Annotated in this window: 22 protein-coding genes; 17 read left to right on the top strand and 5 right to left on the bottom strand. The window is 65.5% G+C overall.

Annotation, left to right across the window (positions count from 1 at the left end; all coding sequences use genetic code 11):
- From VJS90_RS20575 to VJS90_RS20540, 8 genes are all read left to right on the top strand, one after another.
- Nucleotides 1-509: GGDEF domain-containing protein (locus VJS90_RS20575; RefSeq protein WP_324123472.1), on the top strand; the 509-nt coding region annotated here is incomplete at its 5' end.
- A 136-nt stretch (nucleotides 510-645) separates the two neighbouring features.
- Nucleotides 646-1,741, top strand: a protein-coding gene (gene prfB / locus VJS90_RS20570; protein WP_324123471.1) for a peptide chain release factor 2 whose coding sequence is annotated in 2 segments (ribosomal slippage) — nucleotides 646-717 and nucleotides 719-1,741 — 1,095 coding nt in all. Because the reading frame shifts where the segments join, the coding sequence is not laid out codon by codon here.
- Between the two features lie 70 nt (nucleotides 1,742-1,811).
- Nucleotides 1,812-3,314, top strand: a complete 1,503-nt coding sequence (gene lysS, locus VJS90_RS20565) for a lysine--tRNA ligase (RefSeq protein WP_324123470.1) — start codon at nucleotides 1,812-1,814, stop codon at nucleotides 3,312-3,314.
- An 84-nt stretch (nucleotides 3,315-3,398) separates the two neighbouring features.
- Entirely contained in the window at nucleotides 3,399-4,115 is a 717-nt protein-coding gene (locus VJS90_RS20560; protein ID WP_414704963.1) for a TetR/AcrR family transcriptional regulator, read from the top strand.
- Nucleotides 4,116-4,144: 29 nt separating this feature from the next.
- The gene (locus tag VJS90_RS20555) at nucleotides 4,145-4,690 is read left to right on the top strand and encodes a hypothetical protein (protein ID WP_324123469.1); all 546 of its coding nucleotides are present in this window, start codon (nucleotides 4,145-4,147) and stop codon (nucleotides 4,688-4,690) included.
- A gap of 23 nt (nucleotides 4,691-4,713) precedes the next feature.
- On the top strand, nucleotides 4,714-5,991 hold the full coding sequence (locus VJS90_RS20550; RefSeq protein WP_324123468.1) for a flavohemoglobin expression-modulating QEGLA motif protein: 1,278 nt from the start codon (nucleotides 4,714-4,716) through the stop codon (nucleotides 5,989-5,991).
- The gene (locus VJS90_RS20545; protein WP_324123467.1) at nucleotides 5,963-6,886 is read left to right on the top strand and encodes an alpha/beta hydrolase; all 924 of its coding nucleotides are present in this window, start codon (nucleotides 5,963-5,965) and stop codon (nucleotides 6,884-6,886) included. The genes VJS90_RS20550 and VJS90_RS20545 overlap by 29 nt, the downstream gene beginning before the upstream one ends.
- Nucleotides 6,883-7,209, top strand: coding sequence for a hypothetical protein (locus tag VJS90_RS20540; protein ID WP_324123466.1), 327 nt, complete (start codon nucleotides 6,883-6,885; stop codon nucleotides 7,207-7,209). The genes VJS90_RS20545 and VJS90_RS20540 overlap by 4 nt, the downstream gene beginning before the upstream one ends.
- A 48-nt stretch (nucleotides 7,210-7,257) precedes the next feature.
- Here VJS90_RS20540 and VJS90_RS20535 read toward each other — a convergent pair whose 3' ends face one another.
- From VJS90_RS20535 to VJS90_RS20525, 3 genes are all read right to left on the bottom strand, one after another.
- Entirely contained in the window at nucleotides 7,258-8,043 is a 786-nt protein-coding gene (locus VJS90_RS20535; protein ID WP_324123465.1) for an OmpA family protein, read from the bottom strand.
- Between the two features lie 50 nt (nucleotides 8,044-8,093).
- On the bottom strand, nucleotides 8,094-8,507 hold the full coding sequence (locus VJS90_RS20530) for a DUF4398 domain-containing protein (protein WP_414704962.1): 414 nt from the start codon (nucleotides 8,505-8,507) through the stop codon (nucleotides 8,094-8,096).
- A 221-nt stretch (nucleotides 8,508-8,728) separates the two neighbouring features.
- Nucleotides 8,729-9,073, bottom strand: a complete 345-nt coding sequence (locus tag VJS90_RS20525) for a pilin assembly protein (RefSeq protein ID WP_324123464.1) — start codon at nucleotides 9,071-9,073, stop codon at nucleotides 8,729-8,731.
- A 163-nt stretch (nucleotides 9,074-9,236) separates the two neighbouring features.
- Between VJS90_RS20525 and ppc the strand changes: the two genes are divergently transcribed.
- The 7 genes from ppc to VJS90_RS20490 all read left to right on the top strand — a co-directional run bounded on the left by ppc (nucleotide 9,237) and on the right by VJS90_RS20490 (nucleotide 16,385).
- Nucleotides 9,237-11,864, top strand: coding sequence for a phosphoenolpyruvate carboxylase (gene ppc, locus VJS90_RS20520; RefSeq protein ID WP_324123463.1), 2,628 nt, complete (start codon nucleotides 9,237-9,239; stop codon nucleotides 11,862-11,864).
- A gap of 258 nt (nucleotides 11,865-12,122) precedes the next feature.
- The gene (adk, locus tag VJS90_RS20515) at nucleotides 12,123-12,773 is read left to right on the top strand and encodes an adenylate kinase (protein ID WP_324123462.1); all 651 of its coding nucleotides are present in this window, start codon (nucleotides 12,123-12,125) and stop codon (nucleotides 12,771-12,773) included.
- Nucleotides 12,774-12,860: 87 nt separating this feature from the next.
- Nucleotides 12,861-13,535, top strand: coding sequence for a tRNA (adenosine(37)-N6)-threonylcarbamoyltransferase complex dimerization subunit type 1 TsaB (gene tsaB, locus VJS90_RS20510; RefSeq protein WP_324123461.1), 675 nt, complete (start codon nucleotides 12,861-12,863; stop codon nucleotides 13,533-13,535).
- A gap of 131 nt (nucleotides 13,536-13,666) precedes the next feature.
- On the top strand, nucleotides 13,667-13,954 hold the full coding sequence (locus VJS90_RS20505) for a hypothetical protein (protein WP_324123460.1): 288 nt from the start codon (nucleotides 13,667-13,669) through the stop codon (nucleotides 13,952-13,954).
- 3 nt (nucleotides 13,955-13,957) lie between these two features.
- Nucleotides 13,958-14,827: a DUF72 domain-containing protein gene (locus tag VJS90_RS20500; RefSeq protein ID WP_324123459.1), complete on the top strand. Its 870-nt coding sequence runs from the start codon at nucleotides 13,958-13,960 to the stop codon at nucleotides 14,825-14,827.
- A gap of 31 nt (nucleotides 14,828-14,858) precedes the next feature.
- Nucleotides 14,859-15,689 carry an isocitrate lyase/phosphoenolpyruvate mutase family protein gene (locus tag VJS90_RS20495; protein WP_324123458.1) on the top strand — a complete coding sequence of 277 codons (831 nt, stop codon included), beginning with the start codon at nucleotides 14,859-14,861 and terminating at the stop codon, nucleotides 15,687-15,689.
- 6 nt (nucleotides 15,690-15,695) lie between these two features.
- On the top strand, nucleotides 15,696-16,385 hold the full coding sequence (locus VJS90_RS20490) for an extensin family protein (protein WP_324123457.1): 690 nt from the start codon (nucleotides 15,696-15,698) through the stop codon (nucleotides 16,383-16,385).
- A gap of 2 nt (nucleotides 16,386-16,387) precedes the next feature.
- Here VJS90_RS20490 and VJS90_RS20485 read toward each other — a convergent pair whose 3' ends face one another.
- Entirely contained in the window at nucleotides 16,388-17,008 is a 621-nt protein-coding gene (locus tag VJS90_RS20485; protein WP_324123456.1) for an energy transducer TonB, read from the bottom strand.
- Nucleotides 17,009-17,103: 95 nt separating this feature from the next.
- Between VJS90_RS20485 and VJS90_RS20480 the strand changes: the two genes are divergently transcribed.
- Nucleotides 17,104-17,886: a class I SAM-dependent methyltransferase gene (locus VJS90_RS20480; protein WP_324123455.1), complete on the top strand. Its 783-nt coding sequence runs from the start codon at nucleotides 17,104-17,106 to the stop codon at nucleotides 17,884-17,886.
- A gap of 218 nt (nucleotides 17,887-18,104) precedes the next feature.
- Here the strand turns inward: VJS90_RS20480 and VJS90_RS20475 are convergent, their stop codons facing one another.
- Nucleotides 18,105-18,746: a TetR/AcrR family transcriptional regulator gene (locus VJS90_RS20475; protein ID WP_324123473.1), complete on the bottom strand. Its 642-nt coding sequence runs from the start codon at nucleotides 18,744-18,746 to the stop codon at nucleotides 18,105-18,107.
- A 173-nt stretch (nucleotides 18,747-18,919) separates the two neighbouring features.
- Between VJS90_RS20475 and VJS90_RS20470 the strand changes: the two genes are divergently transcribed.
- A complete protein-coding gene (locus tag VJS90_RS20470) occupies nucleotides 18,920-20,020 on the top strand; it encodes an efflux RND transporter periplasmic adaptor subunit (protein WP_324123454.1) in 1,101 nt (366 codons plus the stop codon).
- The last annotated feature ends 49 nt before the right edge of the window (nucleotides 20,021-20,069 follow it).

Genomic DNA, 20,069 nt, shown 5'->3' with positions numbered 1-20,069 from the left:
AGCGCCTGATGAACTCCGACGGCCTGACGGGACTGTCCAACCGCCGCCACTTCGACGAGTACCTGGAGCTTGAGTGGCGCAGGGCCATGCGCGAGCAGACCCAGCTGTCGCTGCTGATGATCGACGTCGACTACTTCAAGTCGTACAACGACGCCTTCGGCCACCTGGCCGGGGACGAGGCGTTGCGCCGTGTCGCCGAAGGCATCCGCAGTTCCTGCTCGCGGCCCACCGATCTGCCGGCGCGCTATGGCGGTGAAGAGTTCGCGCTGGTCTTGCCCAGCACCTCGCCGGGCGGCGCGCGGCTGATTGCCGAGAAGCTGCGCCAGACGGTGCTCGCCTTGAACATCGCGCACACGGCGCCTGCGGCCGACTCCAGGCTCACGGTGAGCATCGGGCTGGCGACGCAGACCCCGGCGATCGGCACCCAGTGCCGGCAATTGATCTCGGCGGCGGACAAAGGGCTGTACATGGCCAAGAACCAGGGGCGCAACCAGGTCGGGATCGCCTGAGCGCAGGCGCGAGCGGCACGCCTGCCGGCGCGGGCGAGCGCCGGGCCCTCCTGTCGCTTGTGGCTTGGCGCTTGACGCCACAACTCAGTTATACTCGTCGGCTTTTCACCGAATCCCGCACGAGAGCTGCCCGCCCATGGAAATCAATCCGATCCTGAACACCATCAAGGACCTGACCGAGCGTTCCGAGTCTATTCGGGGGTATCTTTGACTACGATCAACGGCATGATCGCCTGATCGAAGTCAACCGCGAGCTCGAAGACCCGAACGTCTGGAACAAACCTGAATACGCCCAGGAGCTGGGCCGCGAGCGCGCCATGCTGGCGCAGATCGTCGAGACCCTGGACAAGCTGTCCGGTGGCCTGGCCGATTGCCGCGACCTGCTCGACATGGCCGTCGAGGAAGACGACGAAAGCGCCGTGGGCGATGTGGTCAGCGAGCTGGAGAGCCTCGAGGCCTCCCTGGCCCAGCTCGAGTTCCGCCGCATGTTCAGCGGCGAGATGGACATGAACAACGCCTACCTGGACATCCAGGCCGGCTCCGGCGGCACCGAGGCGCAGGACTGGGCCAACATCCTGCTGCGCATGTACCTGCGCTGGGCCGACAAGCGTGGCTTCGACACCACGATCATGGAACTGTCCGAGGGCGAGGTCGCCGGCATCAAGGGCGCTACCTTGCACATCAAGGGCGAGTACGCCTTCGGCTGGCTGCGCACCGAGATCGGCGTGCACCGCCTGGTGCGCAAGAGCCCGTTCGACTCCGGCAACCGCCGCCACACCTCGTTCTCGGCGGTGTTCGTCTCGCCCGAGATCGATGACAAGGTCGAGATCGAGATCAACCCGTCGGACCTGCGCATCGACACCTACCGCTCCTCCGGTGCCGGTGGCCAGCACGTCAACACCACCGACTCGGCGGTGCGGATCACCCACGTGCCGAGCAACACCGTGGTCAGCTGCCAGAACGAACGTTCCCAGCACGCCAACAAGGACACCGCCATGAAAATGCTGCGGGCCAAGTTGTACGAGCAGGAAATGCAGAAACGCAACGCCGCCTCCCAGGCGCTGGAAGACAGCAAGTCGGACATCGGCTGGGGTCACCAGATCCGCTCGTACGTGCTCGACGCGTCGCGGATCAAGGACCTGCGTACCGGCATCGAGCGCAGCGACTGCGACAAGGTGCTCGACGGCGACCTCGACGAGTACCTCGAAGCCAGCCTCAAACAGGGGCTGTAACGCTTCAAGCCCCTGCAAGACCCTCGCCCTCGAGCGAGGGCAATGAATCCCTGATGGAAGATGTGACGACATGAGCGACCTCAAACTCGACCCGCAAGACCTGCAACAGGAAGAAAACGCCCTGATCGCCCTGCGCAAGGACAAGCTTGCCGCCGAGCGCGCCAAGGGCCAGGCCTTCCCCAATGACTTCCGCCGCGACAGCTACTGCGATGACCTGCAGAAGCAGTACGTGGACAAGACCAAGGAAGAACTGGAAGCTGCAGCGATCCCGGTCAAGGTTGCCGGCCGCATCATGCTCAACCGTGGCTCGTTCATGGTGATCCAGGACATGACCGGGCGCATCCAGGTCTATGTCAACCGCAAGACCCTGCCCGAGGAAACCCTGGCCGCGGTCAAGACCTGGGACATGGGCGACATCATCGCGGCCGAAGGTACCCTGGCCCGTTCGGGCAAGGGCGACCTGTACGTCGAGATGACCACCGTGCGCCTGCTGACCAAGTCGCTGCGCCCGCTGCCGGACAAGCACCACGGCCTGACCGACACCGAGCAGCGCTACCGCCAGCGCTACGTCGACCTGATGGTCAACGAGGACACCCGCCACACCTTCCGTGTGCGCTCCCAGGTGATCTCGCACATCCGCAGCTTCCTGGCCCAGCGCGACTTCCTCGAAGTCGAGACGCCGATGCTGCAGACCATCCCCGGCGGCGCCGCGGCCAAGCCGTTCGAAACCCACCACAACGCGCTGGACATGGCCATGTTCCTGCGGATCGCCCCGGAGCTGTACCTCAAGCGCCTGGTGGTCGGTGGTTTCGAGAAGGTCTTCGAGATCAACCGCAACTTCCGTAACGAAGGCGTCTCGACCCGGCACAATCCCGAGTTCACCATGCTCGAGTTCTACCAGGCCTACGCCGACTACGAAGACAACATGGACCTCACCGAAGAGCTGTTCCGCGAGCTGGCGCAGCTGGTTCTGGGCAGCACCGACGTGCCGTACGGCGACAAGGTCTTCCACTTCGGCGAGCCGTTCGTGCGCCTGTCGGTGTTCGACTCGATCCTCAAGTACAACCCCGAGCTGACCGCCGCCGACCTGCAGGACGTCGACAAGGCGCGCGACATCGCCAAAAAGGCCGGCGCCAAGGTGCTGGGCCACGAAGGCCTGGGCAAGCTGCAGGTGATGATTTTCGAAGAGCTGGTCGAGCACAAGCTGGAGCAGCCGCATTTCATCACCGAGTATCCATTCGAAGTGTCGCCGCTGGCGCGCCGCAACGACCACAACCCCAACGTCACCGATCGCTTCGAGCTGTTCATCGGTGGCCGCGAGATCGCCAACGCCTACTCCGAGCTCAACGATGCCGAAGACCAGGCCGAGCGCTTCCTCGCCCAGGTGGCCGAGAAGGACGCCGGTGACGACGAAGCCATGCACTTCGACGCCGACTTCGTGCGTGCGCTTGAATACGGCATGCCGCCGACCGCGGGTGAAGGCATCGGTATCGACCGCCTGGTGATGCTGCTGACCAACTCGCCGTCGATTCGCGATGTGATCCTGTTCCCGCACATGCGCCCGCAGGCCTGAGCAGTCTGAACAAGCCGCCTTTTCAGGCGGCTTTTTCTTGGGTCCGCACCGGCACTGCAAGTGTCAGATCTTGACGAGGTCCCCATGACCCCCGCAATCGCCCACCAAGGCGCCGCCGGCATCGCCAGCGCAGTCGCCGAAAACGTGCAATACCAAGGCCGCAAGACCAGCCGCCGGGGCAGCGAACAGCGGCGCCAGCAGATCCTCGACGCCGCCATGCGCATTGTCGTGCGCGATGGCGTGCGCGGCGTGCGCCACCGCGCCGTCGCCGCCGAGGCTGGCGTGCCGCTGTCGGCCACCACCTACTACTTCAAGGACATCGAAGACCTGCTCACCGACACCTTCGCCCAGTACGTCGAGCGCAGCGCGGCGTACATGGCCAAGCTGTGGGCCAACACCGAGGTGGTGCTGCGCCAGCTGCTCTCCCAAGGCGATGGCAGCCCCCAATGGCGCGCCCGCCTGGCCGATGAGGTGGCGCGCATGACCGCCGACTACATCACCCGCCAGCTGACCAACCGTCGCGACTTCCTGATGGCCGAGCAGGGCTTTCGCCAGGAGGCCCTGCTATGTCCGCGCCTGGCCGAACTGGTGCGCGCCCACGAGCAGATCCTGCTGCACGGCGCGCGGCAGATGCTGCAGGTGGTAGGCTCGCGCGAACCCGAGCAGGACGCGCTGGTGTTGACGGCGATTATCGAGCAGATGGAATATCAGGGACTGCTCAAAGACGCCAATGCGCAAGCCGATGGGCAGATGCTCGCTATCCTTACCCGCTACCTGCACCTGGTGCTGGCGGCGGTGTGACCCGCGACCGATCGTTCAAGGAGACCTCGATGAAAGCCTGGCGTGTGCTGATGAGCCTGTCGTTCCTGCTACTGGGCGGTTGTCTGGTGACCTTCAACGAACCGCTGCCGAGCAACCAGGCGGCGCCCAAGGCCCTGCTGGGCCAGTGGAGCAGCAAGGACGCCTGGGGCGAGCCGCTGCGCCTGAGCATCAGCCGTCTGGGCGGCAACGCCTACAAGGCGGTCACCCGGGGCAAGGACAACAAGGCCGAGGAATACGTGTTCAGCGTGTCCAGGCATGGCAACCGCTGGTACCTCTCGGCCGGCGTGCCCAAGCGCCTGGGCGGCAACTTCCTGATCGGCGGCTTCGACGTGGTCGATGGCAAGGAGCTGGTGCTCTACAACCTCGACGCCGAGCAGGTTCGCCAGGCGGTGGAGAAGAAAGAGCTCACCGGCCGCAGCACCGAGGTACCCGAAGACAATGGCGAGGGCGTGCTGATCGACAGTACCCCGGCGCGGGTGCTGGCCTACCTGGACGATCCGGCCAATTCGGACCTGTTCATCGAAGTGGCGCGTTTCCAGCGGGCCGGCAAGTAAGCGATCCGAATTCAGGAGTGTGTGTGGACGAGTACCAGCAGACGATACGCGCGTTATCCGACCGGATTGTCGTCGCGCAGACGCCCATTCGCGTGCTCGACGCGGTGAAGTGGGACGACAGCATCCGCCAGGGTTTCCTCAAGGCCAAGGGCAAGGAGCCACCCGCCGTGGACCGGGCCTATTACCAGGCGCGGCCCTTGTCGTTCGACTCGGGCGCGGTGAAATCCGAGTTCCAGGGCATCGAGCGTGACATCACCCGCCAGCTCGGCCAGTTCAACCCGGTCGGGCAGATCATGCGGCGCATGTGCAAGGAGTACCGGATGGTCGTGCGCATGCTCGAGGCGCGCGGCACCGAGGACTTCGGGCTTATCTCGCAAGAACTGTACGGCGCCGCGTCCGACGCTTTCCATGCCGGCGACCCGACCCTGGCGGACCTGGGACTGATGCTCTCGGACTACCTGAACAACATCGATGGCCGCGGTGACCTCAAGGACGAACCCAAGAGCCTCTCGGCCAAGGAAGCGGTCGATATCCTCCAGCGCCGCCTGAACAAGGTGTTCGGCGAAGCCGAGGAAACCATCCGCGTGTTCGAGTCCGACGGTATCGTCGCCGATGCCGCGGCAGGCGCCGACTACATCAAGATCCGCGCCGACGCCATGTTCAACAGCCGCGACGTGCGCGCGCTGGAAGTCCATGAAGGCCTGGTGCACGTGGGGACCACCCTCAACGGCCTCAACCAGCCGATCTGCACCTTCCTGTCCAAGGGTCCACCCTCCTCGACAGTGACCCAGGAAGGCCTGGCGATCCTCATGGAAGTCATCGCCTTTGCCTCTTATCCCAGCCGCCTGCGCAAACTGACCAACCGGACCCGGGCCATCCACATGGTGGAGGAGGGCGCGGACTTCATGCAGGTGTACGAATTCTTCCGCGGCCAGGGCTTCGAGATGGGCGAAAGCTACGGCAACGCCAGCCGGGTGTTCCGCGGCTCGGTGCCCAACGGCCTGCCGTTCACCAAGGACCTGTCCTACCTCAAGGGCTTCATCATGGTCTACAACTACATCCAGTTGGCCGTGAAGAAGGGCAAGCTCGAGCAGATCCCGTTGCTGTTCTGCGGCAAGACCACCCTGGAAGACATGCGCACCCTGCGCCAGCTGGTCGACGAAGGCCTGGTGGAGGCGCCCAAGTACTTGCCCGAGCAGTTCCGTGACCTGAACGCGCTGTCGGCCTGGATGTGCTTCTCCAACTTCCTCAACCACCTGAGCCTGGATCGCATTGAAGCCGACTACGCGAACATTCTCTGACGGCTGCAAGGGCCTGGCGCTGGGGTGCCTGCTGCTCGGCCTGGGCGGCTGCAGCAGCCTGCTGTTCTACCCCGAGCCCGGCCAGCCGTTCACCCCGGAGCGGGCGAAACTTGCCTTTCGCGAGCTGACCCTGACCGCGGCCGATGGCACGCGCCTGCACGCCTGGTGGCTGCCGGCCAAGCCTGGGGTGGAGGTCAAGGGCACGGTGCTGCACCTGCATGGCAATGGCGGCAACCTGGCCTGGCACCTTGGCGGCAGCTACTGGCTGCCGGAGCAGGGCTATCAGGTGCTGATGCTCGACTACCGCGGCTATGGGCTGTCCGAAGGCAAGCCGAGCCTGCCGGCGGTCTACCAGGACGTCGGCGCGGCGCTGGACTGGCTGGCGCAGGCGCCCGAGGCGCGGGGCAAGCCGCTGGTGCTGCTGGGACAGAGCCTTGGCGGGGCCATGGGTATCCACTACCTGGCGGCGCATCCGGAGCAGCGCCAACGCTTCAAGGCACTGGTGTTCGATGGCGTGCCGGCCAGTTACCGTGAGATCGGCCGTTTCGCCCTGGGTAATACCTGGTTCACCTGGCCCCTGCAGGTACCGCTGTCCTGGCTGGTGCCCGACGGCGACAGCGCGATCCGCTCGGTCGAACGCCTCGACAGCCCGCCCAAGCTGTTTTTCCACAGCATCGACGACGCGCTGGTGCCCATGGCCAGTGGCATCCGCCTGTACCAGCATGCGCCACCCCCGCGCGTGCTGCAGCTGACCCGCGGCGGGCATGTGCAGACCTTCGCCGACCCGACCTGGCGCCAGGTGATGTTGCGATTCCTCGACGACCCCACCCATTTCAATGGCTTGCGGCGCCTGGGCGAAGTGCCCAACTACCCTGACGAGAAAAACAGGCAATGAGTGAAGAACGCAACGCCATCCCGCTGATCCTGACCGGCGTGGGCAGCATCATCGTGACTGTGGGTTCTCTCTGGTACTACGGCTACCTGCACTTCGCCAAGCCCGAGGATGCCCTGCTGCTGTCGGATTTCACCATGCTCAAGACACTTCCCGGCGAAGACTACAAAGTCGCCCTCAGCCCCGCGCCGCAAGTCGCTCAATGCATCGATGGTGTGCTGGTGCTGTTCGACACCCAGCAGAAGGGCCTGAGCGGTGTGCTGGTCGACCGCAAGAAGCAAGCCGTGCGTTGCATGGGGCAGGACACCCCGCGGCAGGAGAAATGAAAAAACCCCGCCGAAGGGCGGGGTCTTGTTCAGCAGCTGGACGGGTGATCAGCGCTGGCTGACCGAGCGCGGTGCGACCGGCTGGTTGTCGTTGGAAATGGTCACTTCCACTCGACGGTTCTGCGCACGGCCCGAGTTGCTGGAGTTGTCGGCAACCGGGTATTCCTTGCCGTAGCCCTGGGCAACCACGCGTGCTGGGTCGACACCGGCACGCAGCAGCGAACGGCGGACCGATTCGGCGCGGCGCTCGGACAGGCTCTGGTTGTAGCTCGCCGAACCCACGGAGTCGGCGTAGCCCTCGACGATCACCTTGCGGTCAGGGTTTTCCTGCAGGAAGGTGGCCAGGGTGGTGATGTTCGGCAGGGCGCTGCTTTTCAGGTCGGCCTTGTTGAAGTCGAACAGCACGTCACCGAAGGTCACCAGGGTGCCGCGGTCGGTCTGCTTGGCGTTCATGCTTTCCTGAAGCTTCTTGATCTGCGCGTCGCGGGCGTCCAGGCGGGCCTGGGCACGCTGGGCGGCGGCGTTCTTCAGATTGGCTTCGGAGCCGCGCAGGGCGATGGTCTGCTTGGCCACTTCGATGCGCTGGTTGGTCAGGTAGGACAGTTGGTCGACCTTCTTCTCATCGTCGCGGTCCAGGTAGGCCTTGTCGGCCTTGTTCAGCCAGTCCTGGGCATCCTTGGTCTCAAGGGCCGCGACTTTGCTCGCCTGCGGGTCGCTCTGCAGGGCGGAGAAGTTGGTGCGGGCCGACTCAAGGTTCGGGTTCGGCTGGTGCGAGCAAGCGGCCAGGCCAACGCTCAGGGCCAGCAGGGCGGGGATCATGACGTGTTTACGCATAGTGGTTCATCCTTTGATCGATAACGAATGCATGGGTCGGGTGGGCAGGCTTATTCAGCGCTGCGCATGCCTTCCTCACGCAGGTCCTCTACGCCTTGGCGGGCGTCCTGAACGGCCTTGTCAGCCTTGGCGGCCTGCGCCTTGCGCTCGGCGACGCGGGCGTCCCACTCGGCCTGTTCGGCCAGCAGTTTGGCTTCGTCATACTTCTTGTCGTGCATGGCGATTTCGGCTTTCTTGAACTTGTCCTGGGCCGCCTTCATTTCAACGGCCGCGAACTCGGTGCCGCCGGCACTGACCGCAGAATTGACCGCCGACTGGGTCACGGCGTACTGCTCGGTGGGCGGATTGCCAGCACAACCTGCCAGCACCAGGCTGCTGCCCAGCGCCAAGGCTGCCAGCTTGAAGGTGCGCAGGTGAGTGAGTGACGATTTGTCGGTGCGGGTCTTCATGGTGGTCAACTCCATTGGATCACTCCTGATAAACGACGATGTCCGTAGCAGTCCATCGCTTCCCTGACGGTTTCGAGCGCCTCGCCTCAAAGCGCGGCATGCCCGTAATTGCAGGGTTCTACCGTGATGGCTTATTGGCTCGGACTCGAACGTTTTTGCAATAGTTCACAAAAATAGGCGATGTATTCAGATTTTTATCTGACTGAATGGTCAGCGCCCGGCGCCGCCCCCGGGGATTACTTGTCGTCCGTTTCGCGGGTCTGGCTCAGGTCATGCAAGTACCGTCGCGACAGCGCCAGGAAGCGCGGCGTGGCGCCAATATCCTCGTACAGCGGATCGCCTTCCTCGTCGGTGGCGATCACCTGCTGGCCCTGGATATAGGGGAAACTCGCCTCCAGCTCCTCAAGCGCGGCGGCCACCAGTTCGCCGAGCAGTTCCTCGGTCTGGCGCTTGGGGTACATCTCGGTCAGCGCGGCCAGGCGCGCTTCGGCTTCCAGGTCCAGGCGCAGCACGTGGCCGGTGGGACTCAGGTTGCCCTTGGCGTTCTGTTCCCAGTGCTCTGCCAGCTCTCGAATCTTCATGGTGACCTCTCGTGAATGGCGTGATGTGTGCGGTTGACCACGCGGTCTGGCAGACGTTTTACCGAGAGCGCCTGTCTTGAAAGCCGGCGCGGCAGGCGGCACTCTGTCGTCAGTGCTGTTTCCTGAGCTGGTGCGCGGCAGGCCGCGCTGGAGAGAAGGCCCGATGACCGATATTGATCTGCGCTTGCGTGAGGATGTGCATCTGTTGGGGGAGCTGCTGGGCGAGACCATTCGCCAGCAGTACGGCGATGATTTTCTCGGCAAGATCGAGGACATTCGCCACAGCGCCAAGGCTGATCGACGCGGGGGCGCCGAGCAGCTGAGCTCGGCGCTGGATGACCTGGCCGACGAGGACCTGCTGCCTGTCGCCCGGGCTTTCAACCAGTTTCTGAACCTTGCCAATATCGCCGAGCAGTACCAGCTGATCCGCCGCCGCGACGCCGGCCAGCCCGAGCCTTTCGAGACGCGCGTGCTGCCCGAACTGCTGGCCCGTCTCAGGCAGGCCGGGCACAGCGACGATGCCCTGGCCCGGCAACTGGGCAAGCTGGACATTCAGCTGGTGCTGACCGCCCACCCCACCGAAGTGGCCCGCCGTACCCTGATCCAGAAGTACGACGCGATTGCCGCGCAACTGGCCGCCCAGGACCACCGCGACCTGGCGCCGGCCGAGCGCGAGCAGGTGCGCGAGCGTCTGCGCCGGTTGATCGCCGAGGCCTGGCACACCGAAGAAATCCGCCGCACCCGGCCAACGCCGGTGGACGAGGCCAAGTGGGGCTTCGCCGTGATCGAGCATTCGCTGTGGCAGGCCGTCCCCAGTCACCTGCGCAAGGTCGACAAGGCCTTGTTCGAGGCGACCGGGCTCCGCCTGCCGCTGGAGGCCGCGCCGGTGCGCTTTGCCTCGTGGATGGGCGGTGATCGCGACGGCAACCCTAACGTCACCGCGGCGGTCACCCGCGAGGTGCTGCTGCTGGCGCGCTGGATGGCCGCCGACCTGTTCCTGCGCGACATCGACTTCCTGGCCGCCGAGCTCTCCATGCAACAGGCCAGCGCTGGCCTGCGCGAGCGGGTAGGCGACAGCGCCGAACCCTACCGCAGCCTGCTCAAGCAGCTGCGCGAGCGCCTGCGGGCCACGCGCAGCTGGGCCCATGCGTCGCTCGCGGCCCCGCAGCCGGCAACTGCCGACGTGCTGGTGGACAGCCGCCAGCTGATCGAGCCGCTGCAGCTCTGCTATCACTCCCTGCATGAATGCGGCATGGGGGTGATCGCCGACGGGCCACTGCTTGACTGCCTGCGCCGGGCGGTGACTTTCGGCTTGTTCCTGGTGCGCCTGGACGTGCGCCAGGATGCCGCCCGGCACAGCGCCGCACTGTCGGAAATCACCGACTACCTGGGGCTTGGCCGGTATGACGACTGGGACGAAACGCAGCGCATGCGCTTTCTTCAGGACGAGCTGAAAAACCGTCGTCCCTTGCTGCCCGCGCACTTCAGGCCCGAGGACGATACCGCCGAGGTACTGGCGACCTGCCGCGAGATTGCCGCCGCGCCCGCGGCTTCGCTGGGCTCATATGTGATTTCCATGGCCGGCGCCGCCTCGGACGTGCTGGCGGTGCAACTGCTGCTCAAGGAAGCCGGCCTGACCCGGCCGATGCGCGTGGTGCCGCTGTTCGAGACCCTGGCCGACCTGGACAACGCCGGGCCGGTGATGGAGTGCCTGCTGCAGCTGCCGGGCTACCGCGCCAGCCTGCATGGCCCGCAGGAAGTGATGATCGGCTATTCCGACTCGGCCAAGGACGCCGGCACCACAGCGGCCGCCTGGGCGCAGTATCGTGCCCAGGAAACCCTGGTACGCATCTGCCGCGAGCATCAGGTCGAGCTGCTGCTGTTCCACGGCCGTGGCGGCACGGTGGGCCGCGGTGGCGGACCGGCCCATGCGGCGATTCTTTCGCAGCCCCCGGGCTCGGTCGCCGGGCGGTTCCGCACCACCGAACAGGGCGAGATGATCCGTTTCAAGTTCGGGTTGCCCGGCATTGCCGAGCAGAACCTCAACCTGTACCTGGCCGCGGTGCTGGAGGCAACGCTGCTGCCTCCGCCGCCCCCGCAGCCGGCCTGGCGCGAGGTAATGGACCAGCTGGCCGCCGATGGCGTCCAAGCCTATCGGGCGGTGGTGCGCGAAAACCCCGATTTTGTCGACTACTTCCGTCAGTCCACGCCTGAGCAGGAACTGGGCCGCTTGCCACTGGGCAGCCGGCCGGCCAAGCGCCGCGCCGGCGGTATCGAAAGCCTGCGGGCCATTCCGTGGATCTTCGGCTGGACCCAGACGCGGCTGATGCTGCCCGCGTGGCTGGGCTGGGAGACGGCATTGACCAACGCCCTGGCGCGGGGGGAGGGCGCGCTGCTGGCCGAGATGCGCGAGCAGTGGCCGTTTTTCCGTACGCGCATCGACATGCTGGAGATGGTCCTGGCCAAGGCCGACGCAGAAATCGCCCAGGCCTACGACCAACGTCTGGTGCAACCGTCACTGCTTCCTTTAGGTGCACAATTGCGCGACCTATTGTCGCAGTCGTGCCAGGTGGTGCTCGGCCTGACCGGGCAGCAGGTGCTACTCGCGCACAGCCCCGAGACCTTGGAATTCATCCGCCTGCGCAACACCTACCTCGACCCGCTGCACCGCCTCCAGGCCGAGCTGCTGGCGCGCTCGCGCGATCGCCAGGCCGCTCTGGACAGCCCGTTGGAGCAGGCCTTGTTGGTGACCGTGGCAGGTATCGCGGCCGGGTTGCGCAACACCGGCTAGGGTTGTGCCGAGGGTCGGCAGAGGGTCCTGTGGACGGCACGGCAGGCAGGCTTGGCAAGGTGGTTGCGCCGGTTGCAACCACTGCGCGAACGGGCCGCCAGCGGGGTGGCGTTCCTGCCCGGGGATGCTTGTATGGGTGTCGGGCGCTGTGTATCTTGAGCAGCCTTTTGACCCATTTGTGGTCGATACCCGTTTTTCCGGACTTGGCCCTGCATGCCGAATCCACTGATTTGCTTACAAAAAATTGAGGAGCACAAGATGCGCGTGATTCTGCTGGGAGCTCCCGGGGCCGGTAAAGGTACTCAGGCAAAATTCATCACCGAGAAGTTCGGTATTCCACAGGTTTCCACCGGCGACATGCTGCGTGCCGCGGTCAAGGCTGGCACCCCGCTGGGCCTGGAAGCCAAGGCGATCATGGACGCTGGCAAGCTGGTCTCCGACGAGCTGATCATCAACCTGGTCAAGGACCGTATCGCCCAGCCAGACTGCGTCAACGGTTTCCTGTTCGACGGTTTCCCGCGGACCATCCCGCAGGCGCAAGCCCTGGTTGCCGCTGGCGTCGAGCTCGATGCCGTGGTCGAGATCGCCGTGGCTGACGAAGAGATCGTCCAGCGTATCGCTGGCCGCCGCGTGCACGAGGCCTCGGGCCGCGTCTACCACGTGGTCTACAACCCGCCGAAGGTCGAAGGCAAGGACGACCTCAGCGGTGAAGAGCTGGTGCAGCGCAAGGACGACACCGAAGAAACCGTGCGTCATCGCCTGTCGGTCTACCACGATCAGACCAAGCCGCTGGTGGATTTCTACCAGAAGCTCTCGAACGCCAATGGTGGCAAGCCCAAGTACAGCCACATCGAAGGTGTCGGCTCGGTCGAAGCCATCACCGCCAAGGTGCTGACAGCCCTGAGCTGATCCGTCCCTTGATGCACACGACGGCCCGCTTGCGGGCCGTTGTCGTTTATACTGCCGCTCTTTTTCTGACACCTGGAACCGCTTTCGATGACCACCTTGCTGGCCCTGGATACCGCCACTGAAGCCTGCTCCGTTGCCTTGCTGCACGAGGGGCGCGTCAGCAGCCATTACGAGGTGATCCCGCGCCAGCACGCGCAGAAGCTGTTGCCCATGATCCAGGCGCTGCTGGCCGATGCCGGCGTCGGCCTGAACGCGCTCGACGCCATCGCCTTTGGCCGTGGGCCAGGCGCCTTCACCGGCGTGCGCATCGCCATCGGCGTGGTGCAGGGCCTGGCCTTCGCCCTCGACCGTCCAGTGCTGCCGGTGTCCAACCTCGCGGCCTTGGCCCAGGGCGCCTTGCGTGAGCGCGGCGCGCTGCAGGTGGCCGCTGCCATCGATGCGCGCATGGATGAGGTGTACTGGGGCTGCTATCAGGCGTTTGAGGGCGAAATGCGCCTGTGCGGCCAGGAGACGGTGATCGCGCCCGAGCGCGTGGCCTTGCCCCCCGGCAGCAGCGGTGACTGGTTTGGTGCCGGCACCGGCTGGGGCTACGCCGAGCGGCTGGCCGTGAAGGCCTGCGCCAGCGATGCCAGCCTGTTGCCCAACGCGCTCGACCTGCTGAGCCTCGCAGGCTTTGCCTGGACGCGCGGCGAAGCCATTGCTGCCGATCAGGCGCAGCCGGTCTACCTGCGTGACAATGTGGCCACGCCGAAGGCGCGTTGAGTGCAGTTCGTCGGCTATCGCCAGTCGCTATAAAACCTTTTGTCTGGTCTGTGGTCCAGTTATCACGTGGGCATTAGCGAAGGGACTCTGATGCTGCTAGATTGCTATCATTGATCCCGAGTAGCCCTTTCATGCGTATCGACGGTTTTTCCTCGTCTTCCTACCCAGTCAAACGTGCCCCGCGCAAAGCGCCGGCCCGCGATGAGAGCGTGGAAGACGCGGAACTGATCGGTGAGCCGGAGGTGGCCCAACCGGCCAGGGGTGCTCGCCCGTCCAGTGGCCTGCCGGCCCGCCAGCAAGACATGATCCACCCCCGCGCCCAGGACCGGCGCACGGCCACCGCCCTTGCCAGCTACCTCAGCACCGCGGGTTTCGTGGACTGGGAGATAGAAGTGATGGGGCTGGACCTGTACATTTGATGCATGATCGCATCCCCTGCGCCTTATTACCTCGGTTGCCCCTCGTGGAGTGAAAACGCCTGGCGCGAGTACCTCTATCCCGCCGACGCTCGCCCTGCCGACTTCCTTGCGCTCTACAGCCAGGTCTTCAATGCCGTTGAAGGCAATACCACCTTCTATGCCCGTCCCGCCGTCACGACGGTAGAGCGCTGGGCTCAGGTGATGCCACCGCACTTCCGCTTCACCGCCAAGTTCCCTCGTGATATCAGCCATGCCGGTGACCTGCGCGAGCGTGTTGACGCTGCTTTTGATTTCATGCGGCTGCTGGCACCGCTCGGCCCGCGCGTTGCGCCCTACTGGCTACAGCTTCCCGCGGGTTTTGGCCCCGCCAGAATCGGCGAACTGATGCATTTTCTTGACGAGGTGGGCTCGCCCGTGGCCGTGGAGGTGCGCAACGACGCCTTCTTTGCGCGGGGCGAGGCGGAGCGCCAGCTTAACCGCCTGTTGCATGAGCGTGGCGTGGAGCGAATCTGCCTCGATCCGCGCGCCCTGTTCAGCTGCACCTCGCGCGAGCCTGGCGTGCTGCACGCCCAGGCGAAGAAACCCAATGTGCCGCCGCGCCCGGCGGCGTTCAGCCAGCATCCACAGGTGCGCTTCATCGGCCACCCGGTGCTGGAGGCCAACGAGCCGTTCCTGGTGCCCTGGCTGGACAAGGTCGCGGCATGGGTCGAAGAAGGCCGCAGCCCCTATGTCTTCCTGCACACCGCCGACAACCTGCAGGCCGCCGCGCTCGCCCAGCTGTTTCACCGGCGCTTGATGGAGCGCCTGCCCGGGCTTGCACCTTTGCCGGAATTGCCGCGCGCGCCCGAGGTCGAACAACTGGGACTACTCTGACGACTCCTTTCTCCTGCCTGAGGTTGTGACCATGGATGTGCAAACCCTGCGAGCCGAAGCCTTCAAGGCCCTGCATGAGCGAGACGGCGCTTTTGTCATTCCCAATCCCTGGGATGCAGGCTCCGCCCGGCTGCTGGCGAGCCTGGGCTTCGAGGCCCTGGCGACTACCAGCGCGGGGCTGGCATTTTCCCTGGGCCGCCCGGATGCCGAAGCGGCGATGAGCCTGGAAGAAACCCTGGCCAACGCCCAGAGTATCGTCGATGCCACGCCGTTGCCGGTGGCGGCTGACCTGGAGAACGGTTTCTCCGACCAGCCCGAAGGCTGCGCCGAGGCCATCCTGCGCGCAGCCCAGGCCGGTCTGGTGGGTGGGTCGATCGAAGACGCCAGCGGGCGGGCCGATGCACCGGTCTATGATTTCGGCCGCGCGGTGGAGCGGGTCCGGGCCGCCGTCGAGGCTGCCCGCAGCCTGCCATTTCCCTTCACCTTGTGCGCGCGCGCCGAGAACCTGCTGCATGGCCGGCTCGACCTGGATGACACCATCAAGCGCCTGCAAGCCTTCGCCGAGGCGGGTGCCGATGTGCTCTACGCGCCGGGGCTGCGCAGCATCGACGAGATCCGCGCGGTGGTGCAGGCCGTGGCGCCAAAACCGGTCAACGTGCTCATGGGCATGAGCGGGGTGCCGCTGTCGGTGAACCAGTTGCAGGACCTTGGCGTGCGGCGCATCAGCGTAGGCTCCTCGCTGGCACGCGCGGCCTTCGGTGCGCTGCAGCGTGCGGCCCTGGAAATCCGCGACCAGGGCACGTTCCGCTACGGTGAGCAGGCCTTGCCGTTCGCCGAGCTCAACGACCTGTTCCGCCGCTGAGGCGCCATGCGTCCGTCGATGATCCTGCTGCTCATCCTGCTGCTCGCGGCAGGCGTGGCCTGGTACCAGGGCTGGCGCCTGCCCGACGCCTGGAATCCTTGGGCCGCGTTTGATGTGAAGCAGGCGCCGAACCTGCTGACCCCCTACAAACTGTCTCGTCTGCGCGATGACCCGATGCTCTGCGAGCAGGCGCTGGCGACCTCATCCGTGCGCTACCGCAAGCAGGCCGACAGCCCGGCCTCGGCCAGTTGCCCCTTGAACAACGTACTGCGCATCGAAGCCGGCCAGGCACGCCTGTCGAGCAGCTTTCTCGCCAGCTGCCCGCTGGCATTGGCCTATGCCCTGTTCGAGGAGCATGGCCTGCAGCCGGCGGCGCAACGCGCCTTTGGCCAGCGCGTGACGCAAGTCGAGCACCTGGGCAGCTTCGCCTGCCGCAACGTCTACCACCGCAAGCAGGGGCGGCTGAGCCAGCACGCCACGGCCAATGCGCTGGACATCAGCGGCTTTCGCCTGGCCGATGGGCAGCGCGTGGTGCTGTCGAAGGACTGGCAGGGGCAGGGCGCCAAGGCCCGGTTTCTGCGCGATGTGCAAAAGGCCGCGTGCGAGAGCTTCAGCACGGTATTAGGGCCTGACTACAATGCCGCCCACCACAATCACTTCCACATGGACATGGGGCGCTGGCAGATCTGCCGTTGATGTCAGGCGTAGGCGCGAACGTTGTTCAGGACCACGGGGCGGGCCCAGTGATTGTCGAAGTCCAGTGCCGATTGCTGGGCGGCGAGCGTGGGTTCGTCGAAAGGCTCCGGGGCGTTTTCCAACAGGCTCGTCTCGAGCTCGGCGATTGGCAGGAACAGCGCACGTGGGGCTGGGCCCGGGCCGGGTTCGGCAGGCGCCTGCCCCTGGTTCATGACCACCGGGCGCAGCCAGCTGGTGTTCAGGTCGAGGTCGCGCTGTTGCTCGATCAGCTCGGTCGCGCTGAAGGGTTCGGGTGCGGGGTCGAGCAGGTCCATCTCGAACTCGGCCTTGGGCAGGAACAGCGGCTCGGGCGGCGCGACGACAGTGTCACTCACTTCGCAGAGGCGCTGGGTGTTGATCAGGGCCAGCACTCGCGCGCCACCGACAGGTTCGCCGCTGACCTTGTCGTAGTGCTGTTCGGTGGTGACCGCGGCTTCGCCATCGTCGCCTTGCTGCTCGGCCAGGGCCCGGGCGAAGAAGTCCTGCCACAGATGGCTGACGCCGCCCAGTGCCTGGGTGTTGTGCCGACTGTAGTCGCCAACGGGCGAAAGGTAGGCACTGCCGAGTGGAAGGGTGTCAGTCATGGCAGTCGCGGGTGTAGGGCTCTGGCACAATAGCGGATACTGCATGTATCGGCCCAGGCCGGAGCTTTCTTGAATTTTTTTGAGCGTGTGAACTGATGGACGAGCAAGAGCAGGTAGGCGGCATTCGGGTCGAGGCCCTGGCCCCGGAATTCCAGGCGCAGGCCGAGGCGTGGGCGCAGCGTCTGGGGTTACCGCTGATGGATGCCGAGGCCGGGTTTGCCGTGCAGGTCGGCACCGACGGCTTGCAGGTCCAGCAACTGGGGCCGCAGGCGCCAGGACCGGTGCGTGTTGACTTCGTCGAAGGCCAGGCGGCGCATCGGCGCCTGTTCGGCGGCGGCAACGGGCAGATGATCGCCAAGGCGGTGGGCATTTCCCAGGGGGTACGCCCGCAGGTGCTGGACTGCACGGCCGGGCTGGGCAAGGACGCTTTCGTGCTGGCCAGCCTCGGCTGCCAGATGACCCTGATAGAGCGCCAGCCGCTGGTTGCCGCGCTGTTGGAAGACGGGCTCATGCGTGCCCGCGACGACGCGGAAATCGGCGCCATCGTGGCGCGCATGCGACTGCTGACCGGTAACGCCATCGAGCACATGCGCCAATGGCAAGGTGAGCCGCCCCAGGTGATCTACCTTGATCCGATGTTCCCCCATCGCGAGAAGAGCGCCTTGGTGAAAAAGGAAATGCGAGTGTTCCGGCCATTGGTGGGCGATGACCTGGATGCACCGGCGTTGCTCGAAGCGGCCTTGGCGCTGGCGACTCACCGGGTGGTGGTGAAGCGCCCCCGCAAGGCGCCGATCATCGAAGGGCCCAAGCCGAGCCATAGCCTGGAAGGCAAGTCGAGCCGGTACGACATCTATCCCAAGAAGGCCTTGAAGCCCTGACGCGGTGGCCGGGCCCCCAGGCCGCTCTCCGTGCTCCCTGCCCTGACCGCGCGAACCGGTAGTCCTGCGCGAAATGAGGGCGGAGCCCTCACCGGGGCGCTGGATCACAAGCTGATGCGATGCTGGCAGGGTACAAAGACAGTTGCCACAAAAGCGGGCACGACCATCTCGGTCATACGCCGTGAAATCTCCGCTTAAAAGGGCAGGCGATGCGATGATCAGGCACGGTAAGCCCGCATGAACATCCCCACCACCTCCCGCACATGCGCCTCCGCCTGCGCGCCGTCCAGCGCCGGGGCGCACCCCAGCAGCAGGCGATAGTCCGGCGCGCCCTTCACCAGGCACAGGAACTGCTCGGCCGCCCGCGCCGGATGCTCGATCCGCAGCAGCCCGCGGGCATCCACATCGCGCAACAAGGCTTCCATCTCCCCCAGCACCCGTTTTGGCCCGGCTTCATAGAAATACTGTCCGAACCCCGGATCCTGGTTGCCCAAGGCAATGATCAGCCGGCTCAGCTTGATCGCCTCGTCACTGCTGATCAGCGCCTGGAAACTGCGGGCGATGGTCAGCAGCACCTGCTCCACCGGCACATCCGCCGACAACTCGAAGATCATCTCGGGCAACTGCGCCTGGCAGGTCGCCATGACCGCCGACTCGAACAAGGTCTGCTTGTCGGTGAAATGGCTGTAGACGGTGAGTTTTGAAACACCTGCCGCCGTGGCGACCGCATCCATGCTGGTGTTGGCGTAGCCAAGGCTTAGAAACAGGGCCTTGGCAGCTTCGAGGATGGCCTCGCGCTTGGCCAGGTCCTTTGGCCGGCCTGGGCCGATGGGTGCGTGCTTGGGCATCGTGGTGTGCATGTGCTGAATAAGGTCGCTCATGTTACCGGGTTGTGCAGACGACCGCTGTAACCGGCCGCCAGTTCATAAATACGTTTTTTCTCACCGCCGCCGACTTCCGCGACTCGATTTCCCGGATTAATATACTGGTCAGTATAAATATTCGAAATGCCCCTCGCAGAAGGTCATTCACCATGTTGCGCCATGTCTTGCCCCTTGCCGTGCCCACTGTAGTTGCGCTGTTGCTCGCTGCCTGCGGGGAGCAAGCCGCGCCGCCCGCCGCGCCGCGTCCGGCGCTGGTGGTTCAGCCCCGGCCGGCCAGCGCCGCTGCCGACAGCTACCCGGGCGAGGTGCGGGCGCGCTTCGAGCCTGAGCTGGCATTCCGTATTGCCGGCAAGGTCAGCAAGCGCCTGGTCGAGGAAGGGCAGCGGGTCAAGGCCGAGCAGCCACTGGCCGAGCTCGACCCGCAGGACGTCCGGTTGCAGCTGGATGCCAACCGCGCCCAGCTGGCGGCGGCCGAGGCCAACCTAAGCCTGGTGCGCGCCGAACGCGACCGCTACCAGAAACTGCTGGACCGGCAGATGGTCAGCCACTCCCAGTACGACAGCGCCGAAAACCTCTACCGGGCCGGCATGGCGCGGCTCAGGCAAGCGCGTGCCGAGGCCGACGTGGCCGGCAACCAGGCGGGATACGCGGTGCTGCGCGCACCGCGTGACGGGGTGATCGCCAAGCGCCTGGTCGAGGTCGGCCAGGTCGTCGCGGCGGGCCAGACGGTGTTTACCCTGGCCGCCGACGGCGAGCGGGAGGTGGCGATCGGTGTGCCCGAACAGCAGTTCGGCCGGTTCACGGTGGGGCAGGCGGTCAGTGTCGAGCTGTGGTCGCAGCCCGACCAGCGCTTCGCCGGACACATCCGCGAACTGTCGCCCGCGGCCGATCCCCGTTCCCGTACCTTCGCGGCGCGCATCGCCTTCACCGCCAACACGGTGCCCGCGCAACTGGGCCAGAGCGCCAGGGTGTTCATCACCCAGGCCGAGCACGCGACGCTGGCGGTGCCGTTGTCGGCGGTCACCGCTGAAAATGGCCAGGCCTATGTCTGGCGGGTCGCCAAGGATAATCGACTGGAGCGCGCGCCGGTGCGGCTCGGGGCGTATGGCACCGACAGCGTGTCGGTGCTCGAGGGCGTGGCGCCGACGGACTGGGTGGTCGCGGCAGGCGGCCACGTATTGCAGGAAGGACAGCAGGTGCGGCCCGTGGACCGTACCAACCGCGTGGTGAACGTGGCGGCCAAGGAGTAGGTCCCGATGGGTTTCAATCTTTCCGCCTGGGCGCTGCGCAATCGGCAGA

It is taken from the genome of Pseudomonas sp. (assembly GCF_035277045.1).
Lineage (GTDB): Bacteria > Pseudomonadota > Gammaproteobacteria > Pseudomonadales > Pseudomonadaceae > Aquipseudomonas.
This window is presented reverse-complemented; position numbering and strand designations above follow the sequence as displayed.